We start from the raw sequence: 16,535 nt of genomic DNA, 5'->3' as shown, positions 1-16,535 counted from the left end.
ATGAATTCCTTCTGTTGAATTAGGTTGATGTGTGTAAATGTGATAACTGCTTGCGCTTATGAGCACTTGGAATTTGCAGGGCATCGCGGTATTTGGCAACCGTGCGCCGAGCAATGCTAATACCTTGTTGGCTCAATAATTGGACAATCGAATTATCACTCAAAGGTTTGCGGGAAGGCTCCGCTTTGATGAGTTGTTGAATTTTATTTTTGATGGCTGCTTGAGAGCATTCACCTCCTTCAGAGTTTTTTATGGCATGAGAAAATAGGGATTTTAAAGGTATGGTTCTTCCGGAAACCAAACAGTATTTATTACTGGTGGCGCGCGAAATGGTTGATTCGTGGAGTTCTAAAGTATCTGCTAAATCCATCAACTTTAACGGTTTTAAAGCGGCTTCGCCGTCTGCAAAAAAAGCCTGTTGATGCTTGACGATATAATTAGCCACTTTTTGCAAAGTAGATTCTCGAGCTTCCAAAGCTCGGATAAAAAATTGCGCTTGCTGGAGTTTATTTTGCAAATAGGCTTTATCGTCTTTTTTTGCAGATTGCTTTAATAAATCATAATTTTTCTGATTAATCCGTACTCGCGGTAGTTGTTTTTGAATTAGCTCGGCTTGCCAATGACCATCTTTATGCACCACTTTAATATCTGGGCTGATATAGTCGTTGCTTTCTTCCGATTGATAGTCGTTAGGTCTTTGTCTAAAACCTTTTAAGCTTTCGAGCAAGGCAGTTAATTGGCGCTGATTAATTTTTAAGCTGTTTAAAATATTAGTGTAGTGCCCATTAGCGAGCGATTGAAATTGCTCTAACAGCAACTGCTTTAATAAAGGCTTATTATCACCTTGATAGGATTTTAATTGTAGCAATAAAAATTCTTGTAAATCTTGGCAGGCGCAACCTTTGGGTTCAAAAGATTGGATTAGATGCTGAATGGCAATGACTTCATCTTGCTCCACATGATGTTCTAGATCGCGCAGGATTTGCTGGCAAACTTCTTTGGGCGTAACCGTTAAAAAACCCTGCCGGTTAAGGTTCTCAATCACGTAGTAACCAATCTCAAGATCGAATTGTGATAGGTGGTGTAGCTGTAATTGAAATTCTAATTGCTCTTTCAGATCGGTAGAATCCACCAGATGATCCGATTGCTGCAATCTATCGGCGGTGTTTGTTTGTTGGCTAGCGACGTCGGCACTCAGAGGTTCAAATTCTTGAGGTTCGCTAGCTTCATCAGAAGCAGCTTCGAGTCCGAGTAATGGATTAGTATATATTTGTTGTTGAATTTCTTGAGTCAGCTCAAGTTGCGAAAGTTGGAGCAACTTTAACGATTGCTGCAACTGAGGATTCAGTTTGAGTTGTTGTTTGAGTTGTAGGTCTAACTCTAGGCTCATTAAAAAATTAGTACCACTCTTAAAATTATATCCTTTAGTTACAAGTTACTCCTATGGGAAGTGGCTTGCAAGTGCTTATTAAATAGATAGGGACAAAAAATCTTAAAAACAAGGGTGATTTATTTAAGCAAGAGTTATAGTCAGTGATAAGGTACTGATTTACATTGTAAAGTGCTCGCCAAGGTAGCGCTGGCGTACCAGTTTATTGGCTAAAATGTCTTGCGGTGTACCTTCAGCGATAATGTTTCCAGCATCCACAATGTAAGCATGTTCACAAACATCAAGAGTTTCACGAACATTGTGATCGGTGATAAGAACACCAAGCCCGCGTTCTTTAAGGTGTTGAATAATCGACTTGATTTCAATCACCGAAATAGGATCAACGCCTGCAAAAGGCTCATCCAATAAAATAAATTTAGGATCGTTGGCTAAGGCTCTGGCTATTTCTACGCGCCGTCTCTCACCGCCCGAAAGGCTCATACCAAGGCTGCGTCTGATATGCTCAATATGAAATTCTTTAAGTAGCTGCTCAAGTCTTTCTTCGCGCTCACTGTCGGACAGTTCTTTACGCAGCTGCAAAATTGCCATGATGTTATCCTGTACCGACAATTGGCGAAAAATAGAAGCCTCTTGCGGTAGGTAACCAATACCCATTTTTGCGCGGTTGTGCATGGCGACACTGGTTAAGTCTTTGTTGTCCAATAAGATTTTTCCAGAATCGGAAGGCACCAAGCCCACAATCATGTAAAATGAGGTGGTTTTACCAGCACCATTTGGCCCTAATAAACCGACAACCGAGCCTTGCTCTACCTGCAAGCTGACGTCTTCAACCACTTTACGGCTTTTATAACTTTTGGCTAAAGATTGGGCGTGTAAAATCGTCATTAGGAGTTCTCGGCACTTCGGTTAATTGTTGTTGTCATCCGTATTTTCAGATTCGCTTGCTTGCGGGTTTTCCTCTGTAGGCGGCTTTTGATTTTCGTCATCCCAAAAAAACTCAGTTTCGACTCTTTGGCTGCCGTCCTGACTTTGCTTAGCCGAGACCAAGCCCGTTTCACCATCATAGGTAATGGTTGCAGCGGCCATGTAGGAGTCACCTTGACGTAATTTAACGTTGCCTTTGAGCAGGGTTTTTCGGCCTTTGCCGTTAGAGCTTAAGCTGTTGGCCGTGGCTTTGATGTGTTCAAGGCCGGGTTGCTGTAATTCAAACCGAGTCGGCGTGCCTGTTAATTTAAAGCTAAAGCCTGAGGAAACCTGCCGATTGGCTTTTAACTCGTTTCCAAAAAGCCGTAAGCGGTCTTGTTTCGAGGTTTGCTTAATATCTATTGGCCCGCTGGCTAGAATTTCTCCCGAATCTTCCCAGTAATAAATAGCAGGAGCGAAGATTTCCGTCTGTTCGCCTTGATTATCGGTATAAAAAACCTTGGCTGGATTACCCGTAACCGTAACTTTTTTGCGCTCTTTGTTTTCGCGTATTAAGGTTTCGGCTTTGATCTCAAGATTATCATGCTCATAAAGCACATTGCCTTGATAAATAAACTTATTTTCTTGCAAAAAAGATTCGTCAGAGCGGATGTTCGATTTTTCCGACTGAGCGGCTACTAGAAACGGACTAAAGCTCAACAGTAATACAGCGACGCCCGTCAAAAATAGCATCGACAGTAATTGACTAGAAGCGAGGTAATGGCGGATCAATTTCATAATTCTTCTGAAACCACTTGTGATTTAAAATGGACTAAATTTTCATAAAAATCAATGCTCATACCGACCGCCGAGAGTTGGTAGAATTGATCTTGTAAGATTACAGCTTCTTGAGTGTAAGCGTTTTCGGTTGCAAAATCGATGGTCAATTGCTCTGTATTCAGTATCGCCTGACTGCTATCGCTTTGTGCAAAACTGACTTTAACTTGGCCTCTCAGAAATAATTCTTCCGTCATTTCTTTACTGATGGCCGATTGCGCGGTCACAAACCATTGCTGATTATCTTTGTTGGTAAAACTGAATTGCGGATTTTCTAAATTGGTTTCTTGTTTAAATAGGTAATGTAAGGTTTTATCGCTTTTAAACTGACGATCGGCAAGTCCGTTTTCGCTAAATTCTATGGTATGAGTATCGACCAAAAAATAATCTGGGTTGCTCGGCTCCTGAATAAAGTTTGGTTGAGTTGGAGCCGACGTATCCCATAGAAAGGCCACAATAAAGGCTACGGGGATCAGTAACCAAAGTATTGCGCGTCCTTTAAAGAAGTTCATGGATTAGTGTCCTAGATAGGATTCGAGTAGAGGCTTGAGTTTTTGTTGGCTATGCAAAATTAAATCGCATACTTCGCGCACCGCGCCAAAGCCGCCCAGTTGTTTGGTCGACCAGTCAGCATGCTGCAACACAAACCAATGAGCATCCTTAACTGCAACTCCAAGTCCAGCCTTTTGAATAAGCGGTAGATCGGGTAAATCATCACCTACGTGACAGACCTCGTTTGCTGTAATCGAAAACTTCTCACACAGTTCATCAAAGGCACCGACTTTGTTTAGATGACCTTGGTACAGGTGTTCTATGCCCAGTTCTTGGCAACGCCTTTCAACAATTTTGGAGTTGCGTCCGGTTATAATGGCTACGCCAATACCGTGATTTTGCAAAGCTTTTAACCCAAAACCATCTTTTATGTTAAAGGTTTTTAGCTCTTCATCCTGATTACCAAAAATTACCTGCCCATTACTCAGAACTCCATCTACATCGCAAATCAGCAAGCGAATTTGACTGGCTTTTTGTAGCAGCTCTTCGGACAAATTGGACAATTGGGGATTAATATTCATGCAGTTAATACTTCTATTTCGTTTAGGGGTATTTTACACCACGCCGGCTTTTAGCATATCGTGCATATTTAGAGCACCAACCGGCTGTTTTTGTTCATTCACCACGATGAGCGCGTTAATGCTGTGTTGCTGCATGATATTGACTGCTTCGGATGCAAGGGTACCCAGTGTAACGGTTTTACAACCTCGGGTCATGACCTCGCCAATCCTGTGGTTGAGAATATCGGTTCCCAATTCTAGGCTACGCCGTAGATCGCCATCGGTAAAAATCCCTTCCAGTTGGTGCTGTTCGTTGACTACGGCCGTCATGCCTAAGCGTTTATTGGTTATTTCAAGCAAAGCTTCTTTGACGGAAACGGTTTGTTTAACCGCAGGAAAGTCTTTGCCCGAATGCATCAAGTCATCCACCAATAACAATAACTTTTTACCCAAGCTGCCGCCAGGGTGCGATAAAGCAAAATCATCCGCGGTAAAACCACGTGCTTCGAGTAGCGATACCGCGATGGCATCGGCAAGCACTAAAACTGCGGTGGTGGAGGCCGTCGGCGCTAGATTATGGGGGCAGGCTTCTTGCGCTACTTTAACCGTTAAGTGAATGTGGCTGGCTTTGGCCAGTTGCGAATTGGGGTTGCCAGTTATTGAGATTAATCGGATACCGCGTCGCTTAATGACGGGCAATAAGGCAGTAACTTCGTGGGTTTCACCGGAGTTGGATAAGGCGATGATAATGTCTTGCTCGCTAATCATGCCTAAATCGCCATGGCTAGCTTCGGCTGGATGTACAAAAAAGGCGGCGGTACCAGTGCTGGCAAGAGTTGCAGCCATTTTGCCACCGATATGACCGGATTTACCCATCCCGATCACGACTACCTTGCCACGGCAGGCTAAGATATCCTGACAGGCTGCTTCAAATTGTTCGCCCAGAGTCGATGCCAGCTCTTGGATAGCTTGGCTTTCGATAGAAAAAACTCGCTGCGCGCTGGCTAAAAATTGATGCTGTGCCATAGGTATTCTCGCTTGCTTACTAGTTCCTGGTTGTTAATTTGGGCCGACTAAAGCATGGATAATAAATGATTTATGACTTCTAGCGTTAAGTGTTAGAAGAAGCGAATCATATAATAACCAATAAAGACGGCTAATAACACGGCTCCTTCGAGGCGCGTGATCTTGCCCGGACCTCTAAAGCCATAGGCCATAAAAGCCAGAGAAATGGTCAGGCCAAACATAACCGGATAATCCAAGGTTAAAATCTTATGCTCGACGCTTGGCGCTGCTAATGCTGCTGGAATGCCAAGGACCGCCAATAAGTTAAAAATATTAGAGCCGATAACGTTACCGATAGCAATTTCATATTCGTTTTTAAGCACGCCAGCAATGGAAGCCGCCAATTCCGGCAAGCTGGTGCCAAGCGCCACAATGGTAAGGCCGATCACGGTTTCGGATACGTTGAAGTAAGCGGCTATACCGGATGCACCTTTAATCAACATATTGGAGCTGATCACCAATAAAATGAGGCCGATGATTAAATAAACAATCGCCTTACCATTAGGCATTTTGTCTGGCAATTCTTCGACAATATCGCCCAGCATAGGGTCGTCTTTGGTACGCGATTGAATCCCAAGGCGCACCAGCCAAATAAAATAGACCACTAAAGTAGCAAGCAGCAAAAAGCCTTCAAAGTGACTTAATTTATAGTCCCATAGCACCAATAACCCCAATAGGGTTACGGCAAACAGAATTGGGATCTCGCGGCGTAAGGTACTCGAATTGATCAGTAAAGGACGCACTAGTGCTGTGATCCCCAATACCATAGCAACGTTAGCAATATTTGAGCCAATCGCATTACCAATGGCTATTTGCGGGCCACAATTGATCACATCGGCGGGGCATTCTTTAATCGAATCCATCAGCGAGACGAATATTTCAGGCGATGAAGAACCAATGGCGACAATGGTAAGCCCCACGATCAGACGTGATACGCCGAAATTTCGAGCGACCGCAGCTGCGCCATCAGTAAATCGGTCAGCGCTCCAGACCAGTAAGCTTATCCCAACTAATAGAAAAGCGAGATTTTCTAACATTAAAACCCTTATTATTGTATTGGAGGTTTTTTAAGCGGCTTGACCACTCCAATGCATTTATAGCTATATAAAATAGGACAAGTTGTACAAAAGCAAGTGCGATTTTGTTGCAAATCATTGCCTCGATACTTCTTGTCCTGTCATGGCTTATTGTAACTGATTCACACAAAGACTGTCACCATTAGTGTTTCTAGCTTCGATTTGAGGTAAAATTCCGCCACTTTTATGACATACTTTGTAAGATTGCTCGCAGCTTTATGCAGAATTGAGCGGTATTGTGTGCTCGCCAACCGCTTATAATGGCGTCTGCAAAAGCCAATCTTTAAATCCCAATAGTGAATAGACATGATAGAAACGATTGAACAACTAATTAAAGCCGAGATCGATTGCCAACACCTAACAGTTGAAGGCGACGGCAGCCACTTTTCGGTGGTGGTGGTAAGTGAAGCTTTTGCTGATTTGCGCTCGGTCAAGCGCCAACAATTGGTTTATGGCACGGTGAATGAACATATTGCCAGTGGCGCAATTCACGCTCTAACCATTAAAGCTTACACTGACGCCGAATGGCAAAAAGTAAAACATTTCCAGTAATCCAACTTAAGTTGAACGATTCGAGGTAAACCCGTGGATAAATTATTGATCCAAGATGCAGGTCCATTAGATGGCAGCGTGAAAATTTCTGGCGCAAAAAATGCGGCATTGCCGATTTTAATGGCAACTTTATTGTGCGATGGTCATGTGTCGATTGGCAATTTGCCACATTTAAACGATGTTACTACCAGTTTGGAGTTGCTCAGTCGTCTTGGTGTCGAGTTGACTATTGGCGAGAAAAATCAAGTGGAAATGGATACCAGTAAGGTACATAGCTACGAAGCACCTTATGAGCTAGTCAAAACCATGCGTGCCTCGATCTTGTGTTTAGGACCTTTGGTGGCGCGTTTTGGTAAAGCCGACGTTTCCTTGCCAGGCGGCTGTGCGATTGGCTCGCGCCCGGTAGATTTGCACCTCAAGGGCCTTGAAGCGATGGGCGCTAACATTAACATGGATCATGGTTATATTCAGGCGCGAGTCGATGGCCGCTTGCAAGGTACGACTATCGTGATGGATATGGTCAGTGTTGGCGCCACTGAAAACTTGGTGATGGCTGCTACCTTAGCCGAAGGCACGACCATTATTGAAAATGCCGCGCGTGAGCCAGAAGTTGTCGATATGATCAACTGCTTAAATACCATGGGTGCGAAAATTTCTGGCGGTGGAACTTCGATAGTGACGATTGAAGGTGTGGAGAGGTTACACGGCGGTCATCACGATGTTCAACCGGATCGGATTGAAACCGGAACCTATTTGATTGCCGCGGCCATTACCCGTGGTCGCATTATGTGCCGTAATACCGACCCTAGTATTTTGGATGCGGTCTTGGTCAAACTGCGAGAAGCTGGCGCTGAGGTGAAAAGCGGCGATGAATGGATCGAGTTGGATATGAAAGGCCAGCGCCCCAAAGCGGTCAATATTAAAACCGCGCCTTATCCAGCGTTTCCGACTGATATGCAGGCGCAGTTCTGCGCGCTAAACGCAGTTGCCGAAGGCACCAGCACCATTACGGAGACCATTTTCGAAAATCGCTTTATGCACGTTTTGGAAATGCAGCGGATGGGCGCAGATATTGTGATCGAAGGTAATACTGCCATTTGCCGCGGGGTGGAAAAATTGTCCGGCGCCCAAGTGATGGCGACGGATTTGCGCGCTTCGGCTAGTTTGGTGATTTCAGGGTTAGTCGCCGATGGCGAAACGCTAGTGGATCGGATTTATCATATCGACCGCGGCTATGAAACCATCGAAGAAAAACTGCAAAATATTGGCGCGTCTATTCGTAGGGTGGGCTAGTTTAAGATTCCAATAGTGGCGCATAGCAACCTAGCTTTAGCAGTTCAGTCTTAATTGGCTTGTTGTATTTTATTTTTCAAATTGTAAGTGCCGTTAAAGTCAGCATTAAAGCAATTGTCAGGATGTGGACAGTTACGCAAGTTTATTATTACTTCATTCTCTGTAAATGTTAAAGAGCCCGAGTACGATTTTAAGTTATGTAGCTTATTGTTATATGTTATTTTGAAATCACCCTCAGTTATTACCCCAGCTAATTGATAGACATGTATTTTATAAAAAACATCATAGTAAGTTGGCCAAAACATTTGAGATTCATCGTGAACCATATTAGGCCTTTTACCATTCAAAATAAGTGCGTATTGTTTCAGTTCACCGTTTTTAACAACATCACTTTCAAACGATGGGCTACCCAACAATGCACAGCTTGATAAAAACACACTAAAAAATATAAGGCGTTGATTTTATGCTAAAGCCCATATTAACAGTCGCTAAAAGAGGATGATTGCTTAGAATCATTACATGGTTGGTATCTTAAGATGGTTTGGTTGCAATTTTTTCTCAGCTTTTGGTTCCTAGCACTACTTCAGTTTTAAATTCTTGGCCATTGCGCCAATAGGTAACGGTAACCCTATCATCGGGTGCTTTATTCCAAATAGCGCCAAGCAGATCGGTGCTGTTGTACAGTGGCAGCTCATTAACCTTGGTGACAATATCAAAAAGCTGCAAACCTGCTTGTTCGGCGGGGCCATTGGCGTGAAGGCCTGTAACCACAATACCTAAACCGAAAGGCAGTTGTTTGATTGCGCTTTCCAGCTCGGCCACTTGTTGCGTATTAAGCTGGCGTTCTTGGCTAATGGAAGCCAAGTTGATGCTCATATCACCGCTAAAACCCAACCAGCCGCGCTTCACTTTTCCGTACTGCTTGAGCTGAGAGGCTATTCGCGCCACATCGGGCGCGGTAATGGCGAAGTTTTGCAGTAGTTGCTCGCCAGAAACTTCTTGAGTGCTTAATTGAGTAATACCGATCAAGTCGCCATTAGCGTTGATTAAGGCGCCGCCAGAGTTACCACTTCTTAGTTGGGCATCGGTTTGCAAATAGTTAGACACCTTGGCAAAAAATTTGGCGCTGATAATGCCGCTGGTGACGGTTTGCTCAAAGCCCATATAGGGCGTGCCTATGGCGTAAACGGTTTCGCCCACTTGAGTATTTTTGTTGGTGGCTAAAGGTAAAAAATGCTCGATTAGATTGTTTGGGTTATTAAGTTTGAGCAAGGCTAAATCTGACTCGCGATCGATGCCAACAATGGTAGCGCTGTGAGTCTTTGAATCGTTGAAACTGACGATGATTGATTCTGCTTGGTCGAAAATTTGGCCACGACTGGAAAAAGTAACCACATGAGCACTGGTGATTAGATATCCCTCTTTATCAATAATGACACCAGAGCCATTATTGACAAAAGTGCAGGCGTTTTGCTCAGAGCTATGATTGCGAACATTATCAAAACATTGGCGCGAATTGATCGGGTAGGCTTTGGAGCCAACTTGTAAAGTGACCACTGCTGCTTTTGCTTTGGCGATAAGGGTGGCAGGATCGGATGTTGGCTTTAGCGCTTGGATTTGGGCTTCAGTTTGAGTCTGACTATTAAAATCGATTAACCGGTTTAGATTAAATTTTTCCGGCATCAAAAGCACCAGCAAGGCGGCGATACCTAAGCCGATCAGAATGTATTTGGCAATAAAAGCTAAAGCTGAAAGTAATTTCATCATAATGGGGATCTTATTGGTTATCCAGCGGTCACTGACGGAAATTGTTTATTGGTACTAAGAAGAGACAGGCTTACTACTAGCTTGTTCATCTTTTTTGTCCGTATTTTCTTGATTGTTATCCAATTCAGACTTTTCGGAGCTAGAATCATCGGTAGTTTCTGCTGCCGATTGCTCTTCCATAACGGGCTCGCTAGCGCTTTTTTCATCTGAATCACTTTCAGCATGAGTTTTATTATCTTCTGAGCTGTTGGGGCGGGCATAATCCACTGGCTGTACAACGTCTTCGCTCACCATCTCATCTTCAGCCACTTCGGTCACTTCTTCGTTAAAGCCAGACTGTTCGCTAAGGTTCTTGTGATCTTCCGCAGTTTGCGTGTCTTGAGTTAAATTTTCGGCAGTGGGCGCACCTAAGGCCAATTTAAAGCTTTCATCACTGAGTTTGGATGCTCCCTGCGCCAGATGTTGATAAAGGCTTTTATACTCTTCGGTTAGGTTGGTGAACAGTCGTGCGGTTTCTGAAAAATGTTCATTCACATTGGATTTAAGCTCGCTGAGCTCTTCTTCTTTTTGTTCCAATTTGTCGGACAATTGCTTGCTACGTTTTGACATGCCATGCCAGCGGCCAGCAAAAAATCCCAAAACCAATGCGATAAGAATTCCTAGAGTGATCAAGGCCGTGTTCATTTCTTCTTCCTCAAATGTTAAGCCGTTTTATTGTAAATAAGATGGTTGCTAACGGATTAAAGTGTAACTCCTTTCGCCATATGATACACAAATTCTTTTCGAAAAAATGTAAAGAAATGCCACAAATTCTATCTGCTTGATAGTAAAATTCAATGGAAATCCTTGGGTATTCATGACTACAATGGATTTTTCGATTTGCCAAGAAGGTGATGTGTGCAAGCTTCAGATTTATTAGTGAAATGTTTGGAAGAAGAGGGAATTGAGTACATTTTTGGCGTGCCGGGCGAAGAAAATGCGGATTTTATGATGTCCTTGGAAAAATCCAACAAGATCCAATTCATTTTGACCCGCCATGAGCAAGGCGCTGCTTTTATGGCCGAAGCGTACGGTCGTTTAACCGGCAATCCGGCTGGCTGTTTAGGCACTTTAGGTCCTGGTGCTACCAACTTGATTACTGGAGTGGCTAATTCCAATATGGATCGAGCACCAATGTTGGTCTTAACAGGGCAAGGCTCGACTACTCGCCTACATAAGGAGTCGCATCAAGCGATGGATGTGGTGGAAATGTTTAAGCCAGTGACCAAATGGGCGGTTAGCATTTCCCATCAAGACAATATCCCTGAAATCACTCGTAAAGCCGTGCGTTTGGCTCGTACCGAAAAACCGGGTGCGGTATTAATCGAGCTGCCGGAAAATATTGCTCATCTGCCGAGTGATAAAACACCGATAAAACCAATCCGTTATCGCCGCTCGAACCCCGACAAATCAGTAGTGGCGCAGGCGGCTCAAAAAATTGTGGCTGCCAAGCGGCCAATCATTGTGGCGGGCAATGGCTGCATTCGTAAAAGAGCCAGTAACAGTCTGCGCCAATTGTGTGAACTGACGGGTATTGGCGTGATTAGCACCTTTATGGGCAAAGGCGCGGTTGATCTGGATTCCGAACATTGCCTTTTTACCATCGGTTTAGGAGCCAAGGATTTAACTGCTTGCGCTTTGGATGCTTCCGATCTGATCATCATGCTCGGTTACGACATGGTGGAATACCACCCGCACTTGTGGAACGAAAACACCGATAAGAATATTATCCATATTGATTTTTTACCGGCTGAAATAGATGAACACTATAACCCTCAGTTGGAGCTGATTGGCGATTTAGCTAATGCCTTGGATATGTTACGAGAAGCCTTGGCAGAGTATGAGCTTGATTTTGACTTTAGTCAGCAGCAGGCAGTGCGTCGCGATATGTTGGTTGAGCTCGCTGAACATAAAGACGATACCAGCGAAGGTAAGATTAAACCGCAAAAGTGTCTATGGGATCTCAGAAAAGCGCTAAACCCAGAGGACATTGTATTGTCTGATGTGGGTGCCCATAAAATGTGGATCGCGCGTCATTATCATTGTCATGAACCCAATACCTGTTTGATCCCGAACGGCTTTTGTTCGATGGGTTTTGCTTTGCCTGGCTCGATAGGGGCCAGTTTGGTTTATCCGGATCGTAATATTGTTGCGGTTTGTGGCGATGCTGGCTTTATGATGAATGTGCAGGAAATGGAAACCGCGCGCAGACTCAATAGCAACATTATTGCTATAGTGTGGGAAGATAATGCCTATGGCCTGATTGAGTGGAAACAAGATACCGAATTTGGCCGTCATACGCCGTTAAGCTTTGGCAATCCCGACTGGATGCAGTTGGCTGAAGCTTTTGTTTGGACTGGTTACTTTGTGAAAAACTCGGCGGACTTTAGTGGCGTACTTAACGAGGCGCTGCAACATTCCGGGCCACGGTTGATTGTGCTGCCAGTGGATTACGATGAGAACCCTAAGTTAACAGAAAAACTGGGCAAGATAGTCTGCCCGATTTAATTCTTGATTTAACCCTAAACACTAACATTAGCCATTAAAGGATATTGTTATGATGCAACATGGTGTAAAAATTAATTCTAAGCTACCACAGGCCGGCACCTTAACTGTGGTCAACCCTTATGATCTAAGCCCTATTGCCGAAATTGCGACCGTTGGTGAGCAACACCTTGACGATGTCCTCAGTAGCGCCGAAGCTTTGTATTTGGATAAAGATAATTGGATGACGGTGCATCAAAGGGTACAGATTTTGCAGAAGGCCGCAGAGATTATTCGCTCTAGAGTTGAAGACTTGACTAATTTGGCGGCTAGCGAAGGTGGCAAACCCTATCTTGATTCAAAAGTTGAGGTCAATCGTGCTATTGATGGCTGTCAGTTGGCGATTGAGGTGATTCGCAATGAGCACGGTGACTTAATCCCGATGGGCGGCGATCAATACAGTGCTAATCGCGCAGCTTTTACCCTAAAAGAGCCGATTGGTGTGGTGGTCGCGGTCAGTGCTTTTAACCACCCCTTGAATTTAATTATTCACCAAGTGATTGCGGCGGTCGCGGCGGGTTGCCCTGTGATTGTTAAACCGGCCAGTGATACCCCATTATCTTGTATTGCGGTGCGCGATATTTTAATTGAAGCGGGCTTACCAGAAGCTTGGTGTCAGGTTTTTATTAGCGACAAAAATTCCACCGCGACTCAATTAGTAACGGATCCGCGGGTCAGTTTCTTCAGTTTTATTGGCAGCGCGAAAGTCGGTTGGATGCTCAAATCTAAGCTTGCTGCCGGAACCCGTAGTGCTTTGGAACATGGCGGGGTTGCGCCAGCAATCGTTTACCCAGATGCTAATTATGACAATGCCATAAATCTATTGGGCAAAGGTGGTTTTTACCATGCGGGTCAAGTGTGTGTGTCGGTACAAAGGATCTATCTGCAAAAAGGTCATGCTGATGCTTTTGTCGCGGGATTAAAGCAGTTGGCAGAAAAGCTAGTGGTTGGCGATCCCTTGAGTGATGCTACTGAAGTTGGACCGCTGATTCGACCGAAAGAATGCGACCGAGTTCATGAATGGGTAACGCAAGCGGTTAAGGCCGGCGCGAAGCTAATCACAGGCGGCAATAAAATTTCTGATACCTGCTACCAACCTACCATTTTGCTAAATCCGCCTTTGGACGCTCAAGTTAGCGAACAAGAAGTTTTCGGTCCAGTGATTTGTATTTATGAAGTGGAACAGATGGAGCAAGCGGTTCAGCTCGCCAACAGCCTTGAAGTTTCTTTTCAGGCGGCGGTTTTTACCACAAATCTTGATAATGCTTTTTATGTGCGTAAACACATCAATGCTTCAGCCTTGATGGTTAACGATCATACGGCCTTTAGAGTTGACGGTATGCCTTTTGCCGGCCTTAAAGAATCGGGCTATGGTACTGGCGGTATTCCTTATACCATTCACGATATGCAAGTTGACAAAATGATGGTGATTAAATCGCCGAACATTTAGCTCAAGTTATTGAGCCGTTAAACGGCTAGTATGGTTCTTCAACAACAAAAGGTGGCACAAGTCCACCTTTGCTTTCTAAGCCAATCACAAAAAAAACGATGAGCTTGGGCAAAACGCAAAGCCAGTCACAGAAGACCGATCTACTACCTAGTTTTCCAATCCAGCCTTAGTTAGGCTTAATAGCAATAAGGTAAAAGCTTGGATCAAAGGCAAAATAGGTTATTAAGTATGAAAGCTAAGAAGATGCTGGTGGGCATGTTATTGTTGAGTTTAGGTGCTCATTGGTCGCTATCCGCGAAAGATATTCGAAAAGGATCTGAGCAAAAGCCTGAGTCGAAAGCTCACTCTGATATCAAGCTCAAAGGTAAGAAGATTTTACAAAACTCGCCTGTTGAACAGGGTGGAATGGATTATACCCAAACTAAGAATGACGCAGACAAGAAAAGCCGCTTGAAAAAAGAAGCTGCCAAGGTGCTAGGAAAGGATCAGGGTTTGCGACAGTCACAAATCAACACATCAGCCTTAACAGAAAAGTTACCCAAAAAGGCAGAGCGTGACAAAGATGTTGCTCAAAAAGTAAGCAAATAACGATTTCAATGGTGTCTCCATGAGGTTTGAGGGCTTTTAGCCCTCTTTTTTTGTTCTATACAAATATGCTAATTGTGCGAAAATAACCCTAATTTGGAATATCCGTTGAGTTGATGTGAATAAAAGTCATTCCTTAATTGCAGGCGACGCTGGTCAGTTAGAAGTCACTTGGGATCTACCCGAGCAGGATTCTGAGCAATATCTGGCGGTGTGTTGCCATCCGCATCCGGTGCATGGCGGCGCCATGACCAATAAAGTTATTTATACCATCTCGCGTACTTTAGCTGCCCTAGGGATGCCCTCACTGCGTTTTAATTTTCGCGGCGTTGGTCATTCCGAGGGAGCTTATGATGAAGGGCGTGGCGAGCAGCAGGATCTGCTCAAGGCCATCGAATATGCCAACAACGAATACCCCAACCGTAAATTATGGTTAGCGGGCTTTAGCTTCGGCTCGTGGATTGCTGCTTTGCAAGCGCATAAACAAAACTGTGCTCAATTGATCAGCATCGCTCCACCCGTAAACCGCTTTAGCTTTGATGACTTTGTACACCCTAATTGTCCTTGGTTGGTGGTGATGGGGGATGCTGATGAAGTGGTAGAGCCGCAAGCAGTATTCGACTGGGTTGATGAGCTAGAGCCGCAACCAGAACTTATCAAAATGTCAGCTGCGGGACATTTTTTTCATAGTCGCTTGGTGGATTTGCGCGAGGAACTTGAAGCGGCGTTAAGGAAAAACCTTTAGCTATGGCTGTTTCTAACAAAACCCCTATTGAAAAATACCAACAGGATTTACACAGTGGTTTTAGCCCCGACGAGGCACAGCAAAAAGCGGTGGAAGCTTTAAATCGAGTGTTTTTAGAGCTGGATGCGCAAAAGGGCACTGGCTTTTTTAGTAAATTGTTTGGTACTTCTAAATCGGTTAAAGGGCTTTATATGTGGGGCGGTGTGGGCCGCGGAAAAACCTATTTGATGGATACCTTTTTTAACTGCGTCACCACCGATAAAAAGATCCGTTTGCACTTTCACCGCTTTATGCATGAAGTTCACGGTGAACTGAAAAAACTCGCCGGTGAAAAAAATCCCTTAACCAAAATTGCCGATCAGCTTTCTGAGCGAGCCAAGGTCATTTGTTTTGACGAATTTTTTGTTAAAGACATTACCGATGCCATGATTTTAGGCGGTTTGTTTGAGGAGCTTTTTGAGCGTGGCGTGGTATTGGTGGCAACCTCAAACATTCCGCCAGAAAAACTTTATTGGAATGGTTTGCAGCGCGAACGGTTTTTGCCAGCGATTGCTTTAATTGAAAAGCATTGTCAGATCATGAATGTGGATGGTGGTACCGATTATCGTTTGAGAACCTTGGAAAAAGCTGAAATCTATCTGACGCCGCTTAATGAGCAAGCGAGCAAAACCTTAGATGAATACTTTTTAAAGCTCTCGGGCGAAAAGGGCGAGCAACATTGTAAGCTAAAAGTTGAAGGGCGCTTGATTGATACGGTTCGCCTGTCGGAAAACTTGGCATGGTTTAGTTTTGATGCTATCTGCGGCGGGCCACGCTCAGCCGCCGACTATATTGAGCTATCCAGACGCTACAATACGGTTTTCGTCAGTCAAGTCCCGCAAATGGATAATTCGATTAACGATGCTGCCAGACGTTTTATTGCATTAGTTGACGAGTTTTACGAGCGACAGGTAAAGTTGATTATCTCTGCACAAGTTGAGTTAGAAAATTTGTACGTTGGCACTGGCCTTGCTTTTGAATTTGAAAGAACCATCAGTCGCTTGCAAGAAATGCAATCCAAAGATTATCTCGCCAAGGAGCATTTAGCTTAAATCACTTTAGATTCTAAAACTTTGTTCCTAGCTTCGAGAAGCGATAAAAATTAGCGTTTGCTTCTAACCACTTTCCTTCGCCTCAGCAACTAACGAGTAGACTAATTGTTAGCATAATAATTCCGGTTATTCTCTGAAAAAAGGGT

17 protein-coding genes are annotated in these 16,535 nt (G+C 44.1%); 7 read left to right on the top strand and 10 right to left on the bottom strand.

Translation table 11 applies throughout. From position 1 onward, the window contains the following. Window positions 1-19: 19 nt before the first annotated feature. The 7 genes from rpoN to NFS34_RS01355 all read right to left on the bottom strand — a co-directional run bounded on the left by rpoN (window position 20) and on the right by NFS34_RS01355 (window position 6,284). Window positions 20-1,390, bottom strand: coding sequence for an RNA polymerase factor sigma-54 (gene rpoN / locus NFS34_RS01385; protein WP_251358049.1), 1,371 nt, complete (start codon window positions 1,388-1,390; stop codon window positions 20-22). A 159-nt stretch (window positions 1,391-1,549) separates the two neighbouring features. Further along, window positions 1,550-2,275: an LPS export ABC transporter ATP-binding protein gene (gene lptB, locus NFS34_RS01380; RefSeq protein WP_251358048.1), complete on the bottom strand. Its 726-nt coding sequence runs from the start codon at window positions 2,273-2,275 to the stop codon at window positions 1,550-1,552. A gap of 21 nt (window positions 2,276-2,296) precedes the next feature. Then, window positions 2,297-3,091 (bottom strand): LptA/OstA family protein, encoded by a 795-nt coding sequence (locus tag NFS34_RS01375; RefSeq protein WP_251358047.1) that lies wholly within the window; start codon window positions 3,089-3,091, stop codon window positions 2,297-2,299. Further along, a complete protein-coding gene (gene lptC, locus NFS34_RS01370; RefSeq protein WP_251358046.1) occupies window positions 3,088-3,642 on the bottom strand; it encodes an LPS export ABC transporter periplasmic protein LptC in 555 nt (184 codons plus the stop codon). Before lptC ends, NFS34_RS01375 begins: the two co-directional genes overlap by 4 nt. A gap of 3 nt (window positions 3,643-3,645) precedes the next feature. Then, window positions 3,646-4,203 (bottom strand): 3-deoxy-manno-octulosonate-8-phosphatase KdsC, encoded by a 558-nt coding sequence (kdsC, locus tag NFS34_RS01365; protein ID WP_251358045.1) that lies wholly within the window; start codon window positions 4,201-4,203, stop codon window positions 3,646-3,648. A gap of 33 nt (window positions 4,204-4,236) precedes the next feature. Beyond that, on the bottom strand, window positions 4,237-5,208 hold the full coding sequence (locus tag NFS34_RS01360) for a KpsF/GutQ family sugar-phosphate isomerase (protein ID WP_285834435.1): 972 nt from the start codon (window positions 5,206-5,208) through the stop codon (window positions 4,237-4,239). Between the two features lie 92 nt (window positions 5,209-5,300). Further along, complete coding sequence (locus NFS34_RS01355; protein ID WP_251358044.1) at window positions 5,301-6,284, bottom strand: calcium/sodium antiporter; 984 nt, start codon at window positions 6,282-6,284, stop codon at window positions 5,301-5,303. 345 nt (window positions 6,285-6,629) lie between these two features. Between NFS34_RS01355 and NFS34_RS01350 the strand changes: the two genes are divergently transcribed. Continuing rightward, a complete protein-coding gene (locus NFS34_RS01350) occupies window positions 6,630-6,875 on the top strand; it encodes a BolA family protein (protein ID WP_251358043.1) in 246 nt (81 codons plus the stop codon). Between the two features lie 33 nt (window positions 6,876-6,908). After that, on the top strand, window positions 6,909-8,168 hold the full coding sequence (gene murA, locus NFS34_RS01345) for a UDP-N-acetylglucosamine 1-carboxyvinyltransferase (protein ID WP_251358042.1): 1,260 nt from the start codon (window positions 6,909-6,911) through the stop codon (window positions 8,166-8,168). A 50-nt stretch (window positions 8,169-8,218) separates the two neighbouring features. Here murA and NFS34_RS01340 read toward each other — a convergent pair whose 3' ends face one another. From NFS34_RS01340 to NFS34_RS01330, 3 genes are all read right to left on the bottom strand, one after another. Next, window positions 8,219-8,581: a hypothetical protein gene (locus NFS34_RS01340; protein WP_251358041.1), complete on the bottom strand. Its 363-nt coding sequence runs from the start codon at window positions 8,579-8,581 to the stop codon at window positions 8,219-8,221. A 145-nt stretch (window positions 8,582-8,726) separates the two neighbouring features. Further along, window positions 8,727-9,935, bottom strand: coding sequence for a S1C family serine protease (locus NFS34_RS01335; protein WP_251358040.1), 1,209 nt, complete (start codon window positions 9,933-9,935; stop codon window positions 8,727-8,729). A 54-nt stretch (window positions 9,936-9,989) separates the two neighbouring features. After that, window positions 9,990-10,619: a YhcB family protein gene (locus tag NFS34_RS01330; protein ID WP_251358039.1), complete on the bottom strand. Its 630-nt coding sequence runs from the start codon at window positions 10,617-10,619 to the stop codon at window positions 9,990-9,992. A 213-nt stretch (window positions 10,620-10,832) separates the two neighbouring features. Between NFS34_RS01330 and NFS34_RS01325 the strand changes: the two genes are divergently transcribed. From NFS34_RS01325 to zapE, 5 genes are all read left to right on the top strand, one after another. Then, on the top strand, window positions 10,833-12,482 hold the full coding sequence (locus NFS34_RS01325; RefSeq protein ID WP_251358038.1) for an acetolactate synthase large subunit: 1,650 nt from the start codon (window positions 10,833-10,835) through the stop codon (window positions 12,480-12,482). A gap of 49 nt (window positions 12,483-12,531) precedes the next feature. Then, window positions 12,532-13,968: an aldehyde dehydrogenase family protein gene (locus tag NFS34_RS01320; RefSeq protein ID WP_251358037.1), complete on the top strand. Its 1,437-nt coding sequence runs from the start codon at window positions 12,532-12,534 to the stop codon at window positions 13,966-13,968. Window positions 13,969-14,196: 228 nt separating this feature from the next. Then, entirely contained in the window at window positions 14,197-14,556 is a 360-nt protein-coding gene (locus NFS34_RS01315) for a hypothetical protein (protein ID WP_251358036.1), read from the top strand. A gap of 115 nt (window positions 14,557-14,671) precedes the next feature. After that, a complete protein-coding gene (locus tag NFS34_RS01310) occupies window positions 14,672-15,298 on the top strand; it encodes an alpha/beta hydrolase (protein ID WP_251358035.1) in 627 nt (208 codons plus the stop codon). Between the two features lie 2 nt (window positions 15,299-15,300). Next, window positions 15,301-16,389 carry a cell division protein ZapE gene (gene zapE / locus NFS34_RS01305; RefSeq protein WP_251358034.1) on the top strand — a complete coding sequence of 363 codons (1,089 nt, stop codon included), beginning with the start codon at window positions 15,301-15,303 and terminating at the stop codon, window positions 16,387-16,389. Window positions 16,390-16,535 lie beyond the last annotated feature (146 nt).

It is taken from the genome of Kangiella sp. TOML190 (assembly GCF_023706045.1).
Taxonomy (GTDB): domain Bacteria; phylum Pseudomonadota; class Gammaproteobacteria; order Enterobacterales; family Kangiellaceae; genus Kangiella.
The sequence above is the reverse complement of the archived record's forward strand: the minus strand, read 5'-3'. Positions and strand labels throughout refer to the sequence as shown.

Coding starts and splice junctions, on each gene's coding strand:
- NFS34_RS01320 (WP_251358037.1), top strand. CDS start 12,532: ATGATGCAACATGGTGTAAAAATTAATTCTAAGCTACCACAGGCCGGC.
- NFS34_RS01360 (WP_285834435.1), bottom strand. CDS start 5,208: ATGGCACAGCATCAATTTTTAGCCAGCGCGCAGCGAGTTTTTTCTATC.
- zapE (WP_251358034.1), top strand. CDS start 15,301: ATGGCTGTTTCTAACAAAACCCCTATTGAAAAATACCAACAGGATTTA.
- NFS34_RS01355 (WP_251358044.1), bottom strand. CDS start 6,284: ATGTTAGAAAATCTCGCTTTTCTATTAGTTGGGATAAGCTTACTGGTC.
- kdsC (WP_251358045.1), bottom strand. CDS start 4,203: ATGAATATTAATCCCCAATTGTCCAATTTGTCCGAAGAGCTGCTACAA.
- NFS34_RS01350 (WP_251358043.1), top strand. CDS start 6,630: ATGATAGAAACGATTGAACAACTAATTAAAGCCGAGATCGATTGCCAA.
- NFS34_RS01375 (WP_251358047.1), bottom strand. CDS start 3,091: ATGAAATTGATCCGCCATTACCTCGCTTCTAGTCAATTACTGTCGATG.
- rpoN (WP_251358049.1), bottom strand. CDS start 1,390: ATGAGCCTAGAGTTAGACCTACAACTCAAACAACAACTCAAACTGAAT.
- NFS34_RS01335 (WP_251358040.1), bottom strand. CDS start 9,935: ATGATGAAATTACTTTCAGCTTTAGCTTTTATTGCCAAATACATTCTG.
- NFS34_RS01330 (WP_251358039.1), bottom strand. CDS start 10,619: ATGAACACGGCCTTGATCACTCTAGGAATTCTTATCGCATTGGTTTTG.
- lptC (WP_251358046.1), bottom strand. CDS start 3,642: ATGAACTTCTTTAAAGGACGCGCAATACTTTGGTTACTGATCCCCGTA.
- lptB (WP_251358048.1), bottom strand. CDS start 2,275: ATGACGATTTTACACGCCCAATCTTTAGCCAAAAGTTATAAAAGCCGT.
- NFS34_RS01315 (WP_251358036.1), top strand. CDS start 14,197: ATGAAAGCTAAGAAGATGCTGGTGGGCATGTTATTGTTGAGTTTAGGT.